Genomic DNA, 15,427 nt, shown 5'->3' on the forward strand with positions numbered 1-15,427 from the left:
ATGAAAAATGCTTTATTTCTTTTGTTAGATGAGTTTGCAGATTGGGAAGGTTCTTATTTATCTTCGACTTTAAACCAGAGCGAATCTTGGTCAGTTAAAACTATTTCAGTTGAAGAAAAAGTTGTTTCTTTAGGCGGTTTTTCAGTTTTGGTTGATTACGTTATTGGTTCTGAACCTAAAGATTATGATCTTTTGATAATGATTGGTGGTAATTCTTGGGATAACAGTAGTGATGACCTTTTAAGATTTGTCCAAGAAACTTTTAATAAAGGGATTCCAGTAGGCGCTATATGTGGTGCTGTTGATTACCTAGCAAAAAATGGATTTTTGAATAATTATAAACACACTGGAAATTCTATTTGTTTATGGAGTGATTATGATTGTTATACATCGGCGAATAAATTTATAGAAAAGCAAGCAGTGAAAGATGGGAAAACAGTTACTGCAAATGGTACAGCTCCACTTGAATTTACTGAATTAGTTTTAAAACTAATTGAATTTGACGCTCCTGAAAATATTGAAAAAACGATGTTTATAAACAGGCATGGTTTTTATAATTATTGTGAGAAATATGGGAATCCATTTTTATAAAGAAATTAAGAATTTTAGCACTAAGTAATTATAGCAACCATCATTTTGGTTGCTTATATATTATTGTTTTAAACTCCCTTTAATATTTTTGATTAGTGTCATATTTGCATACACTTATTTTGATTTCAGTGACATAAATAACTTAATAAAATAGAACTTAAAGGTACAAACTAACTTATGTTTATGAACCATTAAAGTGTAGGGGAATCTTTTGGGATTCCTAGACAACAGGATAAGGGTGAACAATGCCATTTACATGGCACCTAGCATAGCTAGGGTTTTGAATACTTAATTTTAAGTTCCATAAATACTACTATGACAACACTTATAGTAAATTAAGGACAAAAATAAATCGAAAAAGTAAAGTGTCATTAACTGGCATTATGAAACTGTTCACGATTTTCTATAAAAGCTGTTGTAAAGGTATTTATAGGGGATGGGAATCTTTAGAATCCCGGAGGAATCCCAAAAGATTCCTTTTTATAGCAATTTTTTGTATCTTTTCAATCTTGATATTTTTTATTAACGTTAATTTTAAATAACTTAATTCGAAATTTTCAAATCTAAAAACGAGATTTGTAATTAAATATTAAATTATAATTATGATTTTCAAACTTTTTATATTAGCAATTTGTATTATTAGTTTGGAGTTTTAATTAACATAGTTCAACTTATCGGAAGTATATATGCTTACATGTTTACAGATGATATAATTATAGAGTCGCCTATCTCTCAGGCGTCAAGTTGACGTAGAGAGGAGGTGTAATTATGCTTGATAACTTTGTTCACATCACGACCACGGCAGCGAGTGGTTGTATCGTAGCGTTATTTGCGCATTGGCTACGCAATCGCAACGATAAGAAAAAATAGGCGACCTTTAGCCAACACCTAAAAAATCCCCTCACTACTTCCGATAGTGAGGGGATTGGTGTATTATGCTTAATAACTTTGTTAAGTGCATTATAACATCATAATTGGTAGGAATGCAAAGTGATTAAATTAGCAGAAGAGTATACTATATTAAAAAAATCCAAAATTGGAGGTAGGTAAGCTGTGAGTACATATGAAGAAGAAAGAATAACAATAGGTGTTAAATTATAGTGACCAGCAATATGCGATTATAAAAAGTGTATTAGGTGAAAATGCTTATAATAGGCTCATTGAAGATATAGAAGGAGTAGTCAAAGATAAAACAAATAGCATTTCTATAAAAATTCCGGATGGCGGCGATTTCTTATTTATAAATACTGATTCTATAGCTTTTATAAATATTGATAAACAATAATTTAAAATAAAAAAGTTAACGATAACGGTCATTATGTAAATTAAGAAGGGAAATTAAAATGAAGAATAATTTTAGTAAACATATCATACTAGATAAATTAAATTTTAATAGAATGCATAAAAATATAGAAGATATAAATTCTATATTTAGCAAGAAAATATCCGAAGCAATAAAAGATATAAATTCTAAATACAGTAAGAAAATATCTGAATCAATAGAAGTTTTAGCTAAAAGTATACCTAACTTAGATGAATTTAAAGATGCTTTAGATAGTTTTATTGATAATACAACTACAGTAAATTCAATTTTTATTAACTATGATTATCCGCCAATAGATTATGTAGATATAAATGAAGTTATTAATTATGTTGAAATGAATTCAAATCATCAGGAGGTAACTAAAGAAAATATTAATTTGATAATGACAAGGTATTTTGATGAAATTCATTTTAATCATTTAAAAAGCCAAGTAACCACTTACAAACTACCTCAAGAAGATATTACTATATTAAAAGAGATTTTAGATGGATATAAGCATGAATATTATTATCTTATAATACCTGCATTATTAGCAAGATTAGAAGGTATGATATTCAATTCAGTGAATTATAAAGGAAGAACTAATTATCGACTCTTTAATATTGTAATTGAGGAAACGATAAACAAGTACAAATCTAAGCATGATTATTATGTTGATGCTGATTACGTCAAAATCAAAGAATATTATAAATTTAAATTAAAACGAAATTTTGAATTTGGTGAAAAAAGGATGAATGAAATTAATAGACATTCTATTATGCATGGTTATGATAATCAGTATGGAACAAAACAAAATGCAGTAATATTATTGCTACATTTCGAGTATCTTTATCATTGTTTAGCAGAATTAAATGAAAATGATAAACAAGATATTCGTAATAAAATGTTGAAATAGTAAACTAATTCAATATTTTACATGATTAGGGTACACTCTAATCATATAATAATTTAGAAACACTATATTAAAAGGTTAGTTTACTTGAAAGTAATTTTTAAAAGGCATACTATTAAATTAACTAAAACAAGGAGGTTTTATCAATGAAAGCAGCAGTTTGGTATGGTCAAAAGGATGTACGAGTTGAAGATCGAAAATCTAAAGAGTTACAAGATAATGAGGTTAAAGTTAAAGTGTCTTGGGCTGGCATTTGTGGTACAGATCTACATGAATACTTAGAAGGCCCTATATTTATTTCAACAGACAAACCAGACCCGTTCCTTGGCCAAAAAGCGCCCGTTACATTAGGCCACGAATTTGCAGGCGTAGTAGATGATATTGGTTCTAAGGTTACAAAATTTAACAAAGGCGATCGTGTTGTTATTAATCCTACAGTTTCAAATCGTGAAAAAGAAGAAAATATTGACCTTTATGATGGTTATTCATTTATAGGCTTAGGTTCTGATGGTGGATTTGCAGAATTTACAAACGCCCCAGAAGAGAATGTTTATAAATTACCAGATAATGTTTCTGATAAAGAAGGCGCCCTTGTAGAACCGACGGCTGTTGCAGTTCAAGCAATTAAAGAAGGCGAAGTTCTATTTGGCGATACTGTTGCTATTTTTGGAGCAGGGCCAATCGGTTTATTAACAACTATAGCAGCCAAAGCAGCTGGTGCTAGCAAAATATTTGTTTTCGATTTATCGGAAGAGCGACTTAATAAAGCTAAATCAGTAGGTGCTACTCATACGATAAATTCTGGTGAATCAAACCCAAGTGATATTATTAGTAAATACACTGATAATGGCGTTGATGTAGCATTTGAGGTAGCTGGTGTAGCGCCAACACTTAAATCTGCTATAGACGTTACTAAAGCAAGAGGTACTGTCGTTATAGTGTCTATATTTGGTCATCCTATTGAATGGAATCCAATGCAATTAACAAATACAGGTGTAAAGCTCACTTCGACAATTGCTTATACACCTACTACATTTCAACAAACAATAGATTTAATTAACGAAGGTAATTTAAAAGTTAAAGATGTCGTTACTGATGAGATAGAGTTAGATGATATTGTGGAGTCAGGATTTAAACAACTTGTAAACGATAAATCACAAGCAAAAATTCTCGTTAAGTTATAAAAGCTAATAAAAGAGCCAATCTAAATCAGAGTGGCTCTTTTATTAGCTAAAATATAGTTTTATTTAGTCAAGTGATTTTTAAATTTTTATAATTTGTTAATCTAAGCATTCTTAATGAACTTATTATTTAATAATTGTATTATTAAATACAAAACCAGGTTCAGCACCTAAAATGATAAGAAATATTTGTGAGTAGTCCACATTTTGGAATTTTAACATCATATCTTTAAAAAACACAAAATCACTATCTTTTTTAACTTTTGCTACTTCTTGTTCATATAATTTTAAAACAGATTCTCTTATTAAAATTGGTCTCTCATTTTGAATATTTTCACGGTTATCTGAAAACATAAGTGCTCCTAAATATTTATAATGGATACTTAATTGTCTTGTCAAACTAGCTATATATTCTAACTTTTCATACATACTAGGAAATTCGTTTCTTAGTTTTTTCAAATCTAACTTAATTTGGTTTAATTCTTCCATTTCATTAATCATTTTATCACTACTCCAATTCCCATGGCTTATTGATATCAAGAGAGTCAATTATATTTTTAGTTTGTGATCTTTTAATTTTTCGCATTTTAGCTCTTGCTTCGCCATCCATAAATAATAATTTTTCTTCTTTGGACTGAGGAGAGATTTTGGGTATTTTAATTGGTTTTTTCTTTTCATCCAAAGCTACAAAAGTAAGAAAAGCTACAGCAGCAATTTTTCTTTCTGCAGTAATCATATCTTCTGAAATGACTTTACAAAATATTTCCATAGATTTTTCTCCTGTATAAACTACATAAGATTCTATACAAACTGAATCAGATTGGGTGATTGGATATAAAAATTCTACTGAATCTGTAGAAGCTGTAACACATTCTTTAACTCTTGCATGTCTTCTAGCTGATAGTGTGGCGTTATTATCAATTTTTTTCATTAACACCCCCCCAAATAGTGTATTATAATTGTTTAAATCATTAATTAATACTTGGTCCGTACTGACAATTTTACTATCACTAGGAAATTTATAATTTTCCATAAAAAACTCCCGTTTCTATAATGTTTTACGTTCTAATTATAGAGCGAGAGTGTATAAATATAAAATATCCTTTTTTTATATAGCTATAAATTTCTCAAATGCTTTTATATTTAATAGTTAATTAAGAATTTTTCTTGGAGAAATTTAATCCAATTTTTTGTTAAAGAATCAACTATAATATCTTTTCTCCAAATAATAGTAAGTTCCCATTTCATGGAAGGTTTATTAATATCGATGACTTGTAAATTATTATCTAATAAGTCTAGTATTCCTTCGGGTAATATACATATCCCTAGATTATTTAATAATATTTCTTCTGTGAAGCTCCATTGAGTGGTTTTAAAAATCATATTAGGATTAAAGCCATAATTTCTACATGTATTTTTGATTTTATGGTTTAAACAGAAATCAGAATTAAATAAAATAAATTCTTGTTCTTCTAAAAAAGAGAATTTATTAAAGTTTTTATTATTTCTTCACGTTACCAGTTGTTTAAACTAATTATTTTTTATTATTCTGTATACCGTTGAACGACTTACACCAGTTTGCTTAGCAATTTCTTCTCCTGTAAGTTTTTGTTCATCGTATAGAAACTTAATTTCTCTTTTCTTATGGTCAGGTAATGAAGGCCTCCCGCCTTTTCGCCCTCTTGCTCGTGCTGCTTCTAATCCTTTTTTCGTACGTTCACTTAATAAGTTAGCTTCAAGTTCAGCAAATGCACTCATCATGGTAAAGAACATTTTACCCATTGCATCTTTGGTCGATACATTCATATCAATAATATGTAAATCAATGCTGTTTTCATCGAACCATTGAGATAACTCAATTAATTGTTTCGTTGTACGTCCAAGACGATCTAGTTTATAGATAACTAGAATATCTCCTTCTCGTAAATAATCCAAACACTTATCAAGTTCCGTTCTTTTCGTTTTGCGACCACTCGCTTTCTCTCTGAAGATACGTTCACAACCATATTCCTCAAGTGTATCAATCTGTCCATCAAGACTTTGATCTTGTGTTGATACACGTGCATAACCAATTTTAGCCATTTAAATACCACCTCTTTTAATCGTTTTATGGGTACTTATTAACGAAATCTAATTCTCGATGCAAATAAGCGCGTCTCTCATCGTCTGAAAACTCATAATTTTCGAGAATTATGATACATTGATTATAACACAAGTTTATAGACTTAAATATCCAAGAAAAACCTCTTATGTTACTTTACTTGATATATGAGAATGATTTTACCTAGTAAATGAGAAAAGCAATGTCCTATATTAAAGTACATTGCTTTTTCTATTAACGAATACCTATGACTAAACTATCTCTAGCTGTTTCTACAACTTCTGTACTGATTTTATCTAAGCCATTTATATCCATAATTCTATCTATCTGCGCAAATAAACGATGAATCAGCCTAAAATTCCCTTTTGTAATTTTAATAATCGTCGTTATTGCCTCATAATCAGTAAAATCTTCGAGTTTTAGATCAAATCCTAAATCTTGCCACTTATATTCTAATATATGATGCGTCTCGTCTTTACTTAGATTATCAAATTCATGTGCAAAACCTATACGCGAATATAGTTGAGGATAACGAGATAGTTTTTTCTCTATACCTGGCATACCAATAAATATCATTGCTAAATTATGTTCATCATAAATAGCTCTTAATTGCTCTAAATGTTGCACTTTAAGGCGATCAATCTCATCTACTATAATTAAATCAATATATTTAAACATATCACTATAATGTTTACTATGATCATGACCATACTTATTTACGATGTGTAATTTTTGACCCAAATCAATACTTGCACTAATACTATATAGATCATTACTTAATCTTGTTTGTTTTTCAGCCGGTGCAGTATAAAATATCTTATTCACCGATAATATATCATCAGTCGTTTTACTAGCTAGATCTTCCCACCCTCTATGATTAACTTGCTTTTCAATAGTATTCCAATTTGTGTAATACCTAGAAGATAAAGTTTTTCCGACACCAGGTTGACCATAGCAGATCCCAATATATTGATATTTGATACAAGCATCGCAAAATTCAGCAAATCGTTTATACTCTTTCGTTTCAATGAAATTCTGATTTTTAGTCATTACGATACCTCTTTAATTTTTTGACGTTTTTGGTCGTTTCTTGAGGTGAGTAACCATAACTTTTTTCTTCCTTAATTAAATCAGTGGTGCTTGGACTAGCAATGTTTTGTTTTAAGTGTTTTCTTCTCTGACTACGTGCGTGTTGTATCTCTTTTATATCAATTGAATAATCAGCTAAATCAGGGGATATTGCTGTACAAAGAAATTCATCTCTATAAAAAACGCGTATTTCAGCCATATCATTGGGATTGTAACGAATTAATACATACTCACCTACATAAGCAGTTAGGTTTGTATTACTGTATCTAAAGCCTTGAAAATGAATACCATCTGAATGAATTTTTCTAGATTTAGGTATTTCTAATAATAATAAATCAAGTTGTTCTAAACTGCTTGGCATATTAGGAAAAAAATGATTACTGTTCCACCGATTGATAGGAGTGCTCTGGATAGCACTGTGCTCTTTTTGATTATAATCTTCAATTAAAAAGTATCGTAATTTTTCTTCGAAATTTTGAAAATCTATTAAATCGCTAGAAGTATCATTATTGTTTATATATCCAGGAAGTTGTTCTAAGAAAGTTTGGTTAACTGTCTGAAAAAACCGTTCTATTTTCCCGCGACCACGAGGGACACCAACTTTTGAAAACATCAAGTTAATTTTCAAATCAATAGCGACTTGTTCCATGTGGTGCGAGGTAAAGTCACTCCCGTGATCTGTGTAGAATTTTTCGGGTATACCACATACTGGCCAATTGGTATTATTCTTATTCCATATTGCTTGGTGTAGTGTTAATGCTGTGTTTTGAGCATTAGGAGCATCAAAACTTATAAAGTAGCCTGCAATTGCACGACTATAGTCATCCATAATAATGGTTAGCCATGGTCTATTGATATTACCTTTTTGATCTAATATATAAATATCTAGCAAAGTATGGTCGGCTTGCCATATTTCATTGGGTCTTGAGGATTCTCTTATTTGTATTAAATCGTACTTATTTTGATAGTATTTTTCACCTTGGTGAGAGAAATCAATAACAGACTTAGGCATTGCTTTAATAATACTATAAACTTGTTTATAACTTGGTTTATAAAAATTATTCTCTATACAATAATTAGCGATTTTCCTATGAATCGTAGCAATACTATTTCTTTTATTCTTGAGTGCAAGGCGTTTAATCTCGTCTATTATGTTTTGTTTTAATTTATGCTCACCTTTATCAACTCTTGTATTATGAATTAGACCAGTAAGACCTTGTTCCTTATATAATTTATTCCACCTATAAAGTGTACTTAACGCAATACCTTTGCTTTTAGAAATGCTTGATAAAGATTGCTTGCCCAAGATAAAAGGTTTTATAATATTGTACTTTTGAGTAGCTTCTTTACGTTTGGCTTCAGAAAAATTAGTTAGATACTTCTCCTTGTTTTTCATCTTCCTTTTCCTCCAATTTATTGAGGTAACGATAAATCGTTGTACGTGAAACTTGCCACTGCTCTGCAATTGTCTTAATTGGCGTGCCATTATCATAAAGTGTCTTAAGTAAGTTTAAATCTTTTTGATTTAATTTTTCGGGTCTACCTCCATAGCGTCCTCTAGCACGTGCTGCAATTCGGCCAGCTGAAGAACGTTCTAAAATTAAATTTCGTTCAAATTCTGCAAACGCTGCGAATAAATGAAATAATAATTGTCCTGTAGAACTTGATTTATCCATCGTTATATTTTCTTCTAAACTATGGAAACTTACACCTCGTTCGTTAAGCTCATTAACTAATGTGATTAAATCCTCCATATTACGTCCTAGTCTGTCGAGTCTCCAAACAACAATCGTATCTCCTGATCTCGCAAATTCAATTGCTTTATCTAATCCAGGTCTTTTACTTTTTGAACCACTAATATGGTCGCTAAATATCTTTTCACAACCATATGCGTTTAATCGGTCCTCCTGTAAATTCAGATTTTGTAATCCAGTTGAAACTCTTGCATAACCTATTTTCAAAATACAAACCTCCTATATACATATACAGTGTACCATAACTTAATTTCAAGGTCTTTTGTGAACATAGATTTTTTGTTGGGTTTTTGAACACGAAAATATATGTATTACTCACTTATTTCGGCATAAAAAGAGAGTGTACAGAAAATGGTTATTTTCTGTACACTCTCATCTTTAATAATATATTTTAAATGTTATTAACAAAACTAATTTAATAAGAGTCAAGCATAGTTTACATATGTATTATGTTTGAAACATATCTCTAATTACTTTTTACTAATATCATTTAAAATGTCTCGCAATTCTTCAATTTCTTTGTTATTTAATTCTTCATTTTTCGCAAAATTCAGCACTAAACTTTTCATGTCCCCTCCATACAGTTTATTAAGAAAGGTTTTAGCAGTTTTCATTTTAATATCGTCTTCTTTAATATTTGATGAGTAAAAATAAATATTCTCTGATTTGTATCGTTTTATAATCTCTTTTTTATATAGTCTTGTGATTAATGTTCTAATCGTTTTATCGCTAACTTCTTTATATTTTTGAATTTCAACTACAATTTCATTAGCTGATACTGATTTTTTACCCCATATTATATTCATAACATCCCATTCAGCCATAGATATTTCAACTTGCTTATTGGCCATTTAAAACACCCATTTCTTTTAATATTTTTTCACTGATTAATTCAGCATTTTTCCCAGATGGCTTTCCATCTGATAAATGTGTAGCAAAATAATACTTATCATGATTTGTAATTACGTAACCTACAAACCACCCATTATTATACTTCCCGTTTACTATACCTGTACCTGTTTTCCCATACAGTTCATACTTTTCATTTTTCTTAATCAATAATGAAGAAGATAATTGATTCTTTGCTTTTTTACTAAAATGGTTATTTTGTTCCATCATATTTTTAAAAACTATTACTTGTTCAAGATTAGATATTTTCAAACTATCTTCCATCCAATAGCTTTTATAACTTCCCAAATTTTTATTACCATAATTTAATTGCTTGAGTTGAGTCGCAGTATAGTTCTTTGGTATTTGATCGCTAATACGTTCGAAGTACCAATTAACTGAATTTTGCATTGCTGTATTTAAATCTTGTTCCTTATTCCAAGCATCAAAAGGGTAATGCTTATGATTCCATGACATACGTGAATTTTCATCATTTATAATATGTCGGTCAAGTCCAAACATAGCTAAATAAATTTTATAAGTTGAATTAGGAGAATACCTTTTTCTACTTTCTTTTTCGTTATAAATATAGTATTTGTCTTTCTTCATGCTGTACATGACGAAAGATCCACTATTTGAACCAAAAATTTTACTTTTATCTAAAATTTGGTAATCGTTGTGTAAGGGCTTTTTATAATTATAATCAGTTATGGATTGCCCCATCAAAAACTGGCTTTGAATTACCATGAGCAAAAAAGTAAAAATACAAATAAAAATTAGAATTAATTTGGACTGTTTTTTCAGATTGGCTTCTTTTATATTAATTAATCTTCTTTTGAGTAATGACTTTTTACCATTAAATGAATGGCTTAATATATTTTTATTAAAAAATGGAACATTTAATACGGAGTCCATAATAGATTCCGCATAAGTTTTAAATTCATTTTTGTTAATATTATTAAGGACAAATCTATCGGCTTCTACTTCATTGTCATGAATTATCTTTCTTTTTACAATATGTACTAATGGATTGTAACTCATAATAATAGAGAAGATATTAAAGATAATTAAATGTAAAGTATCTCTATTTTTAGCATGAGCATATTCATGCAATATTATATATTTTAGTCTTTTGTCAATTACACTTTTAAAATATGAACTAGGAATCAAAATAATATATTTCCCATACCAAAAAGTTATTGGAGATTGAATAGTCTCTGCTTTTCGAATCACAATATTTTTTTTATATTGATGGTTGAAAAGTATCGTATCTATTTTATTTTTTTCATTTTCGTTTAGATAAAGTGACTGTTTCTTTAAATATTTAAGATATAATAAGGCTTTCAAAAATTTAAAACTTAAAATAATAACTAAAACTATCCAAATAACTGTGCAGATATTATCAATTGAATCCCAATTAAACTTATGGATATCTGTTGCGAACTCTTGAATAGGTTTGGTGGTATTTATGTTATGGTTCAAGTCGTGTGACTTACTTTCAACTGTGGGCGCTTGATTATTCACATTATTAAATTTAAAAAGAGAGAATTTAATAGGAATGAAAGGAATTAATCCTGCAAGAAGAGTTAGATACCAAACTTTATAATTTAACATATAATTAAAATAGCGTTTTAATATGTACCTAAAAAATAATAACAATAGAAATATAAAACAAAAGCTTACTATGCTCATTATTAATAACTTAGCCATTTCAACACCTTCTTTCAAATATTTATAATAAACTATTGACACCGATATTACAATTGTAATATTATTGATTTATAAAAATTACAACTGTAATATCGGAGGGTTTATTTTGAAAAAGTTAATATTTTTAATTGTAATTGCTTTAGTTTTAAGTGCATGTAATTCAAACAGTTCACATGCCAAAGAGTTAAATGATTTAGAAAAAAAATATAATGCTCATATTGGTGTTTATGCTTTAGATACTAAAAGTGGTAAGGAAGTAAAATTTAATTCAGATAAGAGATTTGCCTATGCTTCAACTTCAAAAGCGATAAATAGTGCTATTTTGTTAGAACAAGTACCTTATAATAAGTTAAATAAAAAAGTACATATTAACAAAGATGATATAGTTGCTTATTCTCCTATTTTAGAAAAATATGTAGGAAAAGATATCACTTTAAAAGCACTTATTGAGGCTTCAATGACATATAGTGATAATACAGCAAACAATAAAATTATAAAAGAAATCGGTGGAATCAAAAAAGTTAAACAACGTCTAAAAGAACTAGGAGATAAAGTAACAAATCCAGTTAGATATGAGATAGAATTAAATTACTATTCACCAAAGAGCAAAAAAGATACTTCAACACCTGCTGCTTTCGGTAAGACTTTAAATAAACTTATCGCAAATGGAAAATTAAGCAAAGAAAACAAAAAATTCTTACTTGATTTAATGTTAAATAATAAAAGCGGAGATACTTTAATTAAAGACGGTGTTCCAAAAGACTATAAGGTTGCTGATAAAAGTGGTCAAGCAATAACATATGCTTCTAGAAATGATGTTGCTTTTGTTTATCCTAAGGGCCAATCTGAACCTATTGTTTTAGTCATTTTTACGAATAAAGACAATAAAAGTGATAAGCCAAATGATAAGTTGATAAGTGAAACCGCCAAGAGTGTAATGAAGGAATTTTAATATTCTAAATGCATAATAAATACTGATAACATCTTATATTTTGTATTATATTTTGTATTATCGTTGACATGTATAATTTTGATATCAAAAACTGATTTTCCCTCTATTATTTTCGAGATTTATTTTCTTAATTCTCTTTAACAAACTAGAAATATTGTATATACAAAAAATTATAAATAATAGATGAATAGTTTAATTATAGGTGTTCATCAATCGAAAAAGCAACGTATCTTATTTAAAGTGCGTTGCTTTTTTCTCATTTATAAGGTTAAATAATTCTCATATATCAAGCAAAGTGACACTCTTAATATTAAGTTAAGAGGTTTTGTGTCAAAAACGAACGTTTTTAACTTTAAAGATTTTATCTATTTTTTATTCGTCTGTATAATAACAGATAAAATTATGGTTAAAATAAATATCAGTATAGTTGTAAAAATAATAATTTTATTATTTTGATTTTTATCTTCTTGCTCATCATCTTCTTCTAATTCTTTAATTCTTTGCTCGCGTACTTCAACTTCTTCTCTTGAGCCTTGCTCATTATCTAAGATATAGGGTTGTTGGTCTTTTACTTTCATAAATTTTTTCTCCTTATTATTAGAACAACAAAGACACCTAAAGATTTAGGTGTCTCAGTTTTTTTAATTTCATTTTTATTACATTCGGCTAAGCAGTTCTTTTTTTATAATAATCAAAGCATGGTTACCTTTTGAGTTGATGTTTTCCTGAGCATTTAGTATTAATAGATCAATTAAATCGTCATTATCTTTTTGACTTATTTCGTCTTTGAATTGATCAATATTTTCTATTAAAATTTTTTGATTGGGTTGCTGTTTGTCTATAGTGTAATACTGGTCAGCGCCCAAACCACCCTCTTCAATCATTTTCGATATTTCATTAGATCGTGTTTCATTTGTTTTGCTTATTTCTATTTCTTTTTTATCAGAGTTAACCATGACTATCCCCCTTATATGCCCATTACACACAGTGTAATAATACATATTTAAAATAACAATAACTCTGCTCACTAATAATTTATTGAGGGTTTAATAAATGACATTCTTGGTATCGTTTACATAGATGATTATTATTAGAATTCATATCAAAGAGGCACCTTGGTCAACCAAGGTGCCTCTTAATCGTTTCAAAAACAAATTCCATCTTAATAAGGATCGTTTTTAATTTCATTTTTTCTTGTTGAATTTCTATGTCTTATTGTTAAGTCATACTTTTAAAATGTATAATTATTTGTTAAATAATTAATCTGTTTTTTTCGGCGTCGCTCGGTAAACAATAAACGATAAGATAACGGCAATAATGGATATAGAAAAGCTAATAAAATAAACGAGTTCAACTCCTGCAACCATTGCCTGATTTATTGTGTCAGGATCTTGTGGTTTCCCTGAATTTTGTAAAAATTGAAGCTGTCTTGCATTCATAATACTAACAAATACTGCAACACCAATTGCTCCAGCAACTGGTTGTAAAGTTGTCATCACTGCAGTCCCATGTGGATATAAATGTTTTGGAAGTTGATTTAACCCATTGGTTTCAGCAGGCATCATAATTGCTGAAACAGATAGCATCAACAAGATATAACTAAGAATAACGATCCACAAAGGCGTATCCACATTCAATCTACTCATCACATACATTGCCCCACTTAGCACAATTGATGCAGGAATCATCAAAACACGCGGGCCAAATTTATCAAATAGATATCCCATAAACGGCGACATTGCCCCATTAAGTAAACTGCCCGGCAGTAAAATTAACCCCGCAGTAGCTGCAGTTAAAGCCAATGGTCCTTGCATATAGATAGGTAAAATTATTTCTGAAGCAAACATCGTCATGATGATTATTAAAAACATTAAAATAGCGTGTGTATACATAGGATATTTAAATACTCTTAAATCTATTAGAGGTTCTTTTAAATTTAATTGTCTTATTGAAAATAAGACAATTCCAATGATTCCAACAATTATTGGAATTAATACATTGATACTTAAAAACCCTGATTCACTTTTTCCAGCGCTACTAAAGCCATATATAACAGCCCCAAAACCTATAGTTGAAAAAACTAATGATAAATAATCGATTTTAGGTTTAGTAACTTCTGATACATTAATTAAAAACTTAGACGCAAATGCAATTGAGAATATTGAAAATGGGATTACCATAATAAATAAAGAACGCCAACCTAGATATTCAACAATCACTCCAGATAGCGTTGGGCCAATAGTTGGCGCAAACATGATAACAAACCCAACGATTCCCATGATTTTTCCACGTTTAAAGGGGGGGTAAATCAGCAAAAATACATTGAATATAATAGGCAAAAGCATCCCGGTCCCGATTGCTTGAATGAACCGTCCAATAAGAAGTATAGGAAAGGCTGGTGCCGCCGCACAAATTACTGTTCCAAGAGTAAAAATGGTCATAGTACTTAAAAATAACTGTCTTGTAGTAAACCACTGCAACAACAACGCAGAAATCGGTGCTACGATTCCCATAATCAACATAAACCCTGTCGTCATCCATTGTACAGTTGGTAAAGTGATATCGAATTCTTTCATCAAAGATGTAAGGGCAATATTTAATAATGTTTCATTTAATATAGCAAAAAAAGCTCCAATAATTAGCGACAATATAATGGGTAATGTTTTAAAATTTGGATCATCCGCTAGATACTCATATTTTTGGTGCTTATTATTGTTCATTTTAAGGCCCTCTCTATCATAAATATTTAAATTAACTAAAAATTTTAATCATCTGTTTAATACTTATGAAATGTATTTACGGTAGGTATTAAAATTGATGAAATTTATATAAGTGCTTTCAATGAAAATGACCGTTTATTTATCCTCCTGATTTAAGGAGTTAGAAATTTCGAAAACGATTCTTTCCATTTGTTGCATTTGTTCCATGTCGAGATATTCAATACA

17 protein-coding genes and 1 pseudogene are annotated in these 15,427 nt (G+C 29.3%); 6 read left to right on the top strand and 12 right to left on the bottom strand.

Annotated features, from left to right (window positions below; all coding sequences use genetic code 11):
* The 5 genes from PYW44_RS13120 (at position 1) to PYW44_RS13140 (ending at position 3,991) form a co-directional block, all read left to right on the top strand.
* Entirely contained in the window at positions 1-591 is a 591-nt protein-coding gene (locus PYW44_RS13120; RefSeq protein ID WP_107517807.1) for a type 1 glutamine amidotransferase family protein, read from the top strand.
* A 768-nt stretch (positions 592-1,359) separates the two neighbouring features.
* Positions 1,360-1,461 carry a type I toxin-antitoxin system Fst family toxin gene (locus tag PYW44_RS13125; RefSeq protein ID WP_002495781.1) on the top strand — a complete coding sequence of 34 codons (102 nt, stop codon included), beginning with the start codon at positions 1,360-1,362 and terminating at the stop codon, positions 1,459-1,461.
* 217 nt (positions 1,462-1,678) lie between these two features.
* The gene (locus PYW44_RS13130) at positions 1,679-1,876 is read left to right on the top strand and encodes a hypothetical protein (protein WP_071561892.1); all 198 of its coding nucleotides are present in this window, start codon (positions 1,679-1,681) and stop codon (positions 1,874-1,876) included.
* A gap of 58 nt (positions 1,877-1,934) precedes the next feature.
* Complete coding sequence (locus PYW44_RS13135; protein ID WP_107377005.1) at positions 1,935-2,810, top strand: hypothetical protein; 876 nt, start codon at positions 1,935-1,937, stop codon at positions 2,808-2,810.
* 143 nt (positions 2,811-2,953) lie between these two features.
* Positions 2,954-3,991 carry a 2,3-butanediol dehydrogenase gene (locus PYW44_RS13140; protein WP_107377004.1) on the top strand — a complete coding sequence of 346 codons (1,038 nt, stop codon included), beginning with the start codon at positions 2,954-2,956 and terminating at the stop codon, positions 3,989-3,991.
* Positions 3,992-4,114: 123 nt separating this feature from the next.
* Here the strand turns inward: PYW44_RS13140 and PYW44_RS13145 are convergent, their stop codons facing one another.
* The 9 genes and pseudogenes from PYW44_RS13145 to blaR1 all read right to left on the bottom strand — a co-directional run bounded on the left by PYW44_RS13145 (position 4,115) and on the right by blaR1 (position 11,530).
* Positions 4,115-4,489, bottom strand: coding sequence for a hypothetical protein (locus PYW44_RS13145; protein ID WP_002508680.1), 375 nt, complete (start codon positions 4,487-4,489; stop codon positions 4,115-4,117).
* A 7-nt stretch (positions 4,490-4,496) separates the two neighbouring features.
* The gene (locus PYW44_RS13150) at positions 4,497-5,021 is read right to left on the bottom strand and encodes an acyl-CoA thioesterase (RefSeq protein ID WP_002508681.1); all 525 of its coding nucleotides are present in this window, start codon (positions 5,019-5,021) and stop codon (positions 4,497-4,499) included.
* Positions 5,022-5,131: 110 nt separating this feature from the next.
* Positions 5,132-5,494 (bottom strand): annotated as a pseudogene (locus PYW44_RS13155) (LysR substrate-binding domain-containing protein); the annotation flags it as partial.
* 24 nt (positions 5,495-5,518) lie between these two features.
* Positions 5,519-6,070: a recombinase family protein gene (locus PYW44_RS13160; protein ID WP_002512562.1), complete on the bottom strand. Its 552-nt coding sequence runs from the start codon at positions 6,068-6,070 to the stop codon at positions 5,519-5,521.
* Positions 6,071-6,323: 253 nt separating this feature from the next.
* Positions 6,324-7,139 carry an AAA family ATPase gene (locus tag PYW44_RS13165; protein WP_000164963.1) on the bottom strand — a complete coding sequence of 272 codons (816 nt, stop codon included), beginning with the start codon at positions 7,137-7,139 and terminating at the stop codon, positions 6,324-6,326.
* On the bottom strand, positions 7,132-8,574 hold the full coding sequence (locus tag PYW44_RS13170) for a Mu transposase C-terminal domain-containing protein (protein ID WP_000790705.1): 1,443 nt from the start codon (positions 8,572-8,574) through the stop codon (positions 7,132-7,134). The genes PYW44_RS13165 and PYW44_RS13170 overlap by 8 nt, the downstream gene beginning before the upstream one ends.
* A complete protein-coding gene (locus PYW44_RS13175; RefSeq protein ID WP_000690628.1) occupies positions 8,546-9,139 on the bottom strand; it encodes a recombinase family protein in 594 nt (197 codons plus the stop codon). Before PYW44_RS13175 ends, PYW44_RS13170 begins: the two co-directional genes overlap by 29 nt.
* 263 nt (positions 9,140-9,402) lie before the next feature.
* Positions 9,403-9,783: a penicillinase repressor BlaI gene (gene blaI / locus PYW44_RS13180; RefSeq protein WP_001284656.1), complete on the bottom strand. Its 381-nt coding sequence runs from the start codon at positions 9,781-9,783 to the stop codon at positions 9,403-9,405.
* Positions 9,773-11,530 carry a beta-lactam sensor/signal transducer BlaR1 gene (gene blaR1 / locus PYW44_RS13185; protein WP_001096374.1) on the bottom strand — a complete coding sequence of 586 codons (1,758 nt, stop codon included), beginning with the start codon at positions 11,528-11,530 and terminating at the stop codon, positions 9,773-9,775. Before blaR1 ends, blaI begins: the two co-directional genes overlap by 11 nt.
* A 106-nt stretch (positions 11,531-11,636) precedes the next feature.
* Here blaR1 and PYW44_RS13190 point away from each other — a divergent pair, with 106 nt between their 5' ends.
* Positions 11,637-12,482, top strand: a complete 846-nt coding sequence (locus tag PYW44_RS13190) for a BlaZ family penicillin-hydrolyzing class A beta-lactamase PC1 (protein ID WP_000733283.1) — start codon at positions 11,637-11,639, stop codon at positions 12,480-12,482.
* A gap of 365 nt (positions 12,483-12,847) precedes the next feature.
* Here the strand turns inward: PYW44_RS13190 and PYW44_RS13195 are convergent, their stop codons facing one another.
* The 3 genes from PYW44_RS13195 to PYW44_RS13205 form a co-directional block, all read right to left on the bottom strand.
* Complete coding sequence (locus tag PYW44_RS13195) at positions 12,848-13,060, bottom strand: hypothetical protein (RefSeq protein WP_069820938.1); 213 nt, start codon at positions 13,058-13,060, stop codon at positions 12,848-12,850.
* Between the two features lie 78 nt (positions 13,061-13,138).
* Positions 13,139-13,438, bottom strand: coding sequence for a hypothetical protein (locus PYW44_RS13200; RefSeq protein WP_002508712.1), 300 nt, complete (start codon positions 13,436-13,438; stop codon positions 13,139-13,141).
* 303 nt (positions 13,439-13,741) lie between these two features.
* A complete protein-coding gene (locus PYW44_RS13205) occupies positions 13,742-15,202 on the bottom strand; it encodes an MDR family MFS transporter (RefSeq protein WP_069828349.1) in 1,461 nt (486 codons plus the stop codon).
* Positions 15,203-15,427: the final 225 nt, after the last annotated feature.

This window comes from Staphylococcus equorum, from assembly GCF_029024965.1.
Taxonomy (GTDB): domain Bacteria; phylum Bacillota; class Bacilli; order Staphylococcales; family Staphylococcaceae; genus Staphylococcus; species Staphylococcus equorum.

Excerpts from the sequence above, each read along its gene's own strand:
- PYW44_RS13200 (WP_002508712.1), bottom strand. The coding sequence starts at position 13,438 with ATGGTTAACTCTGATAAAAAAGAAATAGAAATAAGCAAAACAAATGAA.
- PYW44_RS13170 (WP_000790705.1), bottom strand. The coding sequence starts at position 8,574 with ATGAAAAACAAGGAGAAGTATCTAACTAATTTTTCTGAAGCCAAACGT.
- PYW44_RS13120 (WP_107517807.1), top strand. The coding sequence starts at position 1 with ATGAAAAATGCTTTATTTCTTTTGTTAGATGAGTTTGCAGATTGGGAA.
- PYW44_RS13165 (WP_000164963.1), bottom strand. The coding sequence starts at position 7,139 with ATGACTAAAAATCAGAATTTCATTGAAACGAAAGAGTATAAACGATTT.
- PYW44_RS13135 (WP_107377005.1), top strand. The coding sequence starts at position 1,935 with ATGAAGAATAATTTTAGTAAACATATCATACTAGATAAATTAAATTTT.
- PYW44_RS13195 (WP_069820938.1), bottom strand. The coding sequence starts at position 13,060 with ATGAAAGTAAAAGACCAACAACCCTATATCTTAGATAATGAGCAAGGC.
- PYW44_RS13145 (WP_002508680.1), bottom strand. The coding sequence starts at position 4,489 with ATGATTAATGAAATGGAAGAATTAAACCAAATTAAGTTAGATTTGAAA.
- PYW44_RS13125 (WP_002495781.1), top strand. The coding sequence starts at position 1,360 with ATGCTTGATAACTTTGTTCACATCACGACCACGGCAGCGAGTGGTTGT.
- blaR1 (WP_001096374.1), bottom strand. The coding sequence starts at position 11,530 with ATGGCTAAGTTATTAATAATGAGCATAGTAAGCTTTTGTTTTATATTT.
- PYW44_RS13140 (WP_107377004.1), top strand. The coding sequence starts at position 2,954 with ATGAAAGCAGCAGTTTGGTATGGTCAAAAGGATGTACGAGTTGAAGAT.
- PYW44_RS13160 (WP_002512562.1), bottom strand. The coding sequence starts at position 6,070 with ATGGCTAAAATTGGTTATGCACGTGTATCAACACAAGATCAAAGTCTT.
- PYW44_RS13205 (WP_069828349.1), bottom strand. The coding sequence starts at position 15,202 with ATGAACAATAATAAGCACCAAAAATATGAGTATCTAGCGGATGATCCA.
- PYW44_RS13150 (WP_002508681.1), bottom strand. The coding sequence starts at position 5,021 with ATGGAAAATTATAAATTTCCTAGTGATAGTAAAATTGTCAGTACGGAC.
- blaI (WP_001284656.1), bottom strand. The coding sequence starts at position 9,783 with ATGGCCAATAAGCAAGTTGAAATATCTATGGCTGAATGGGATGTTATG.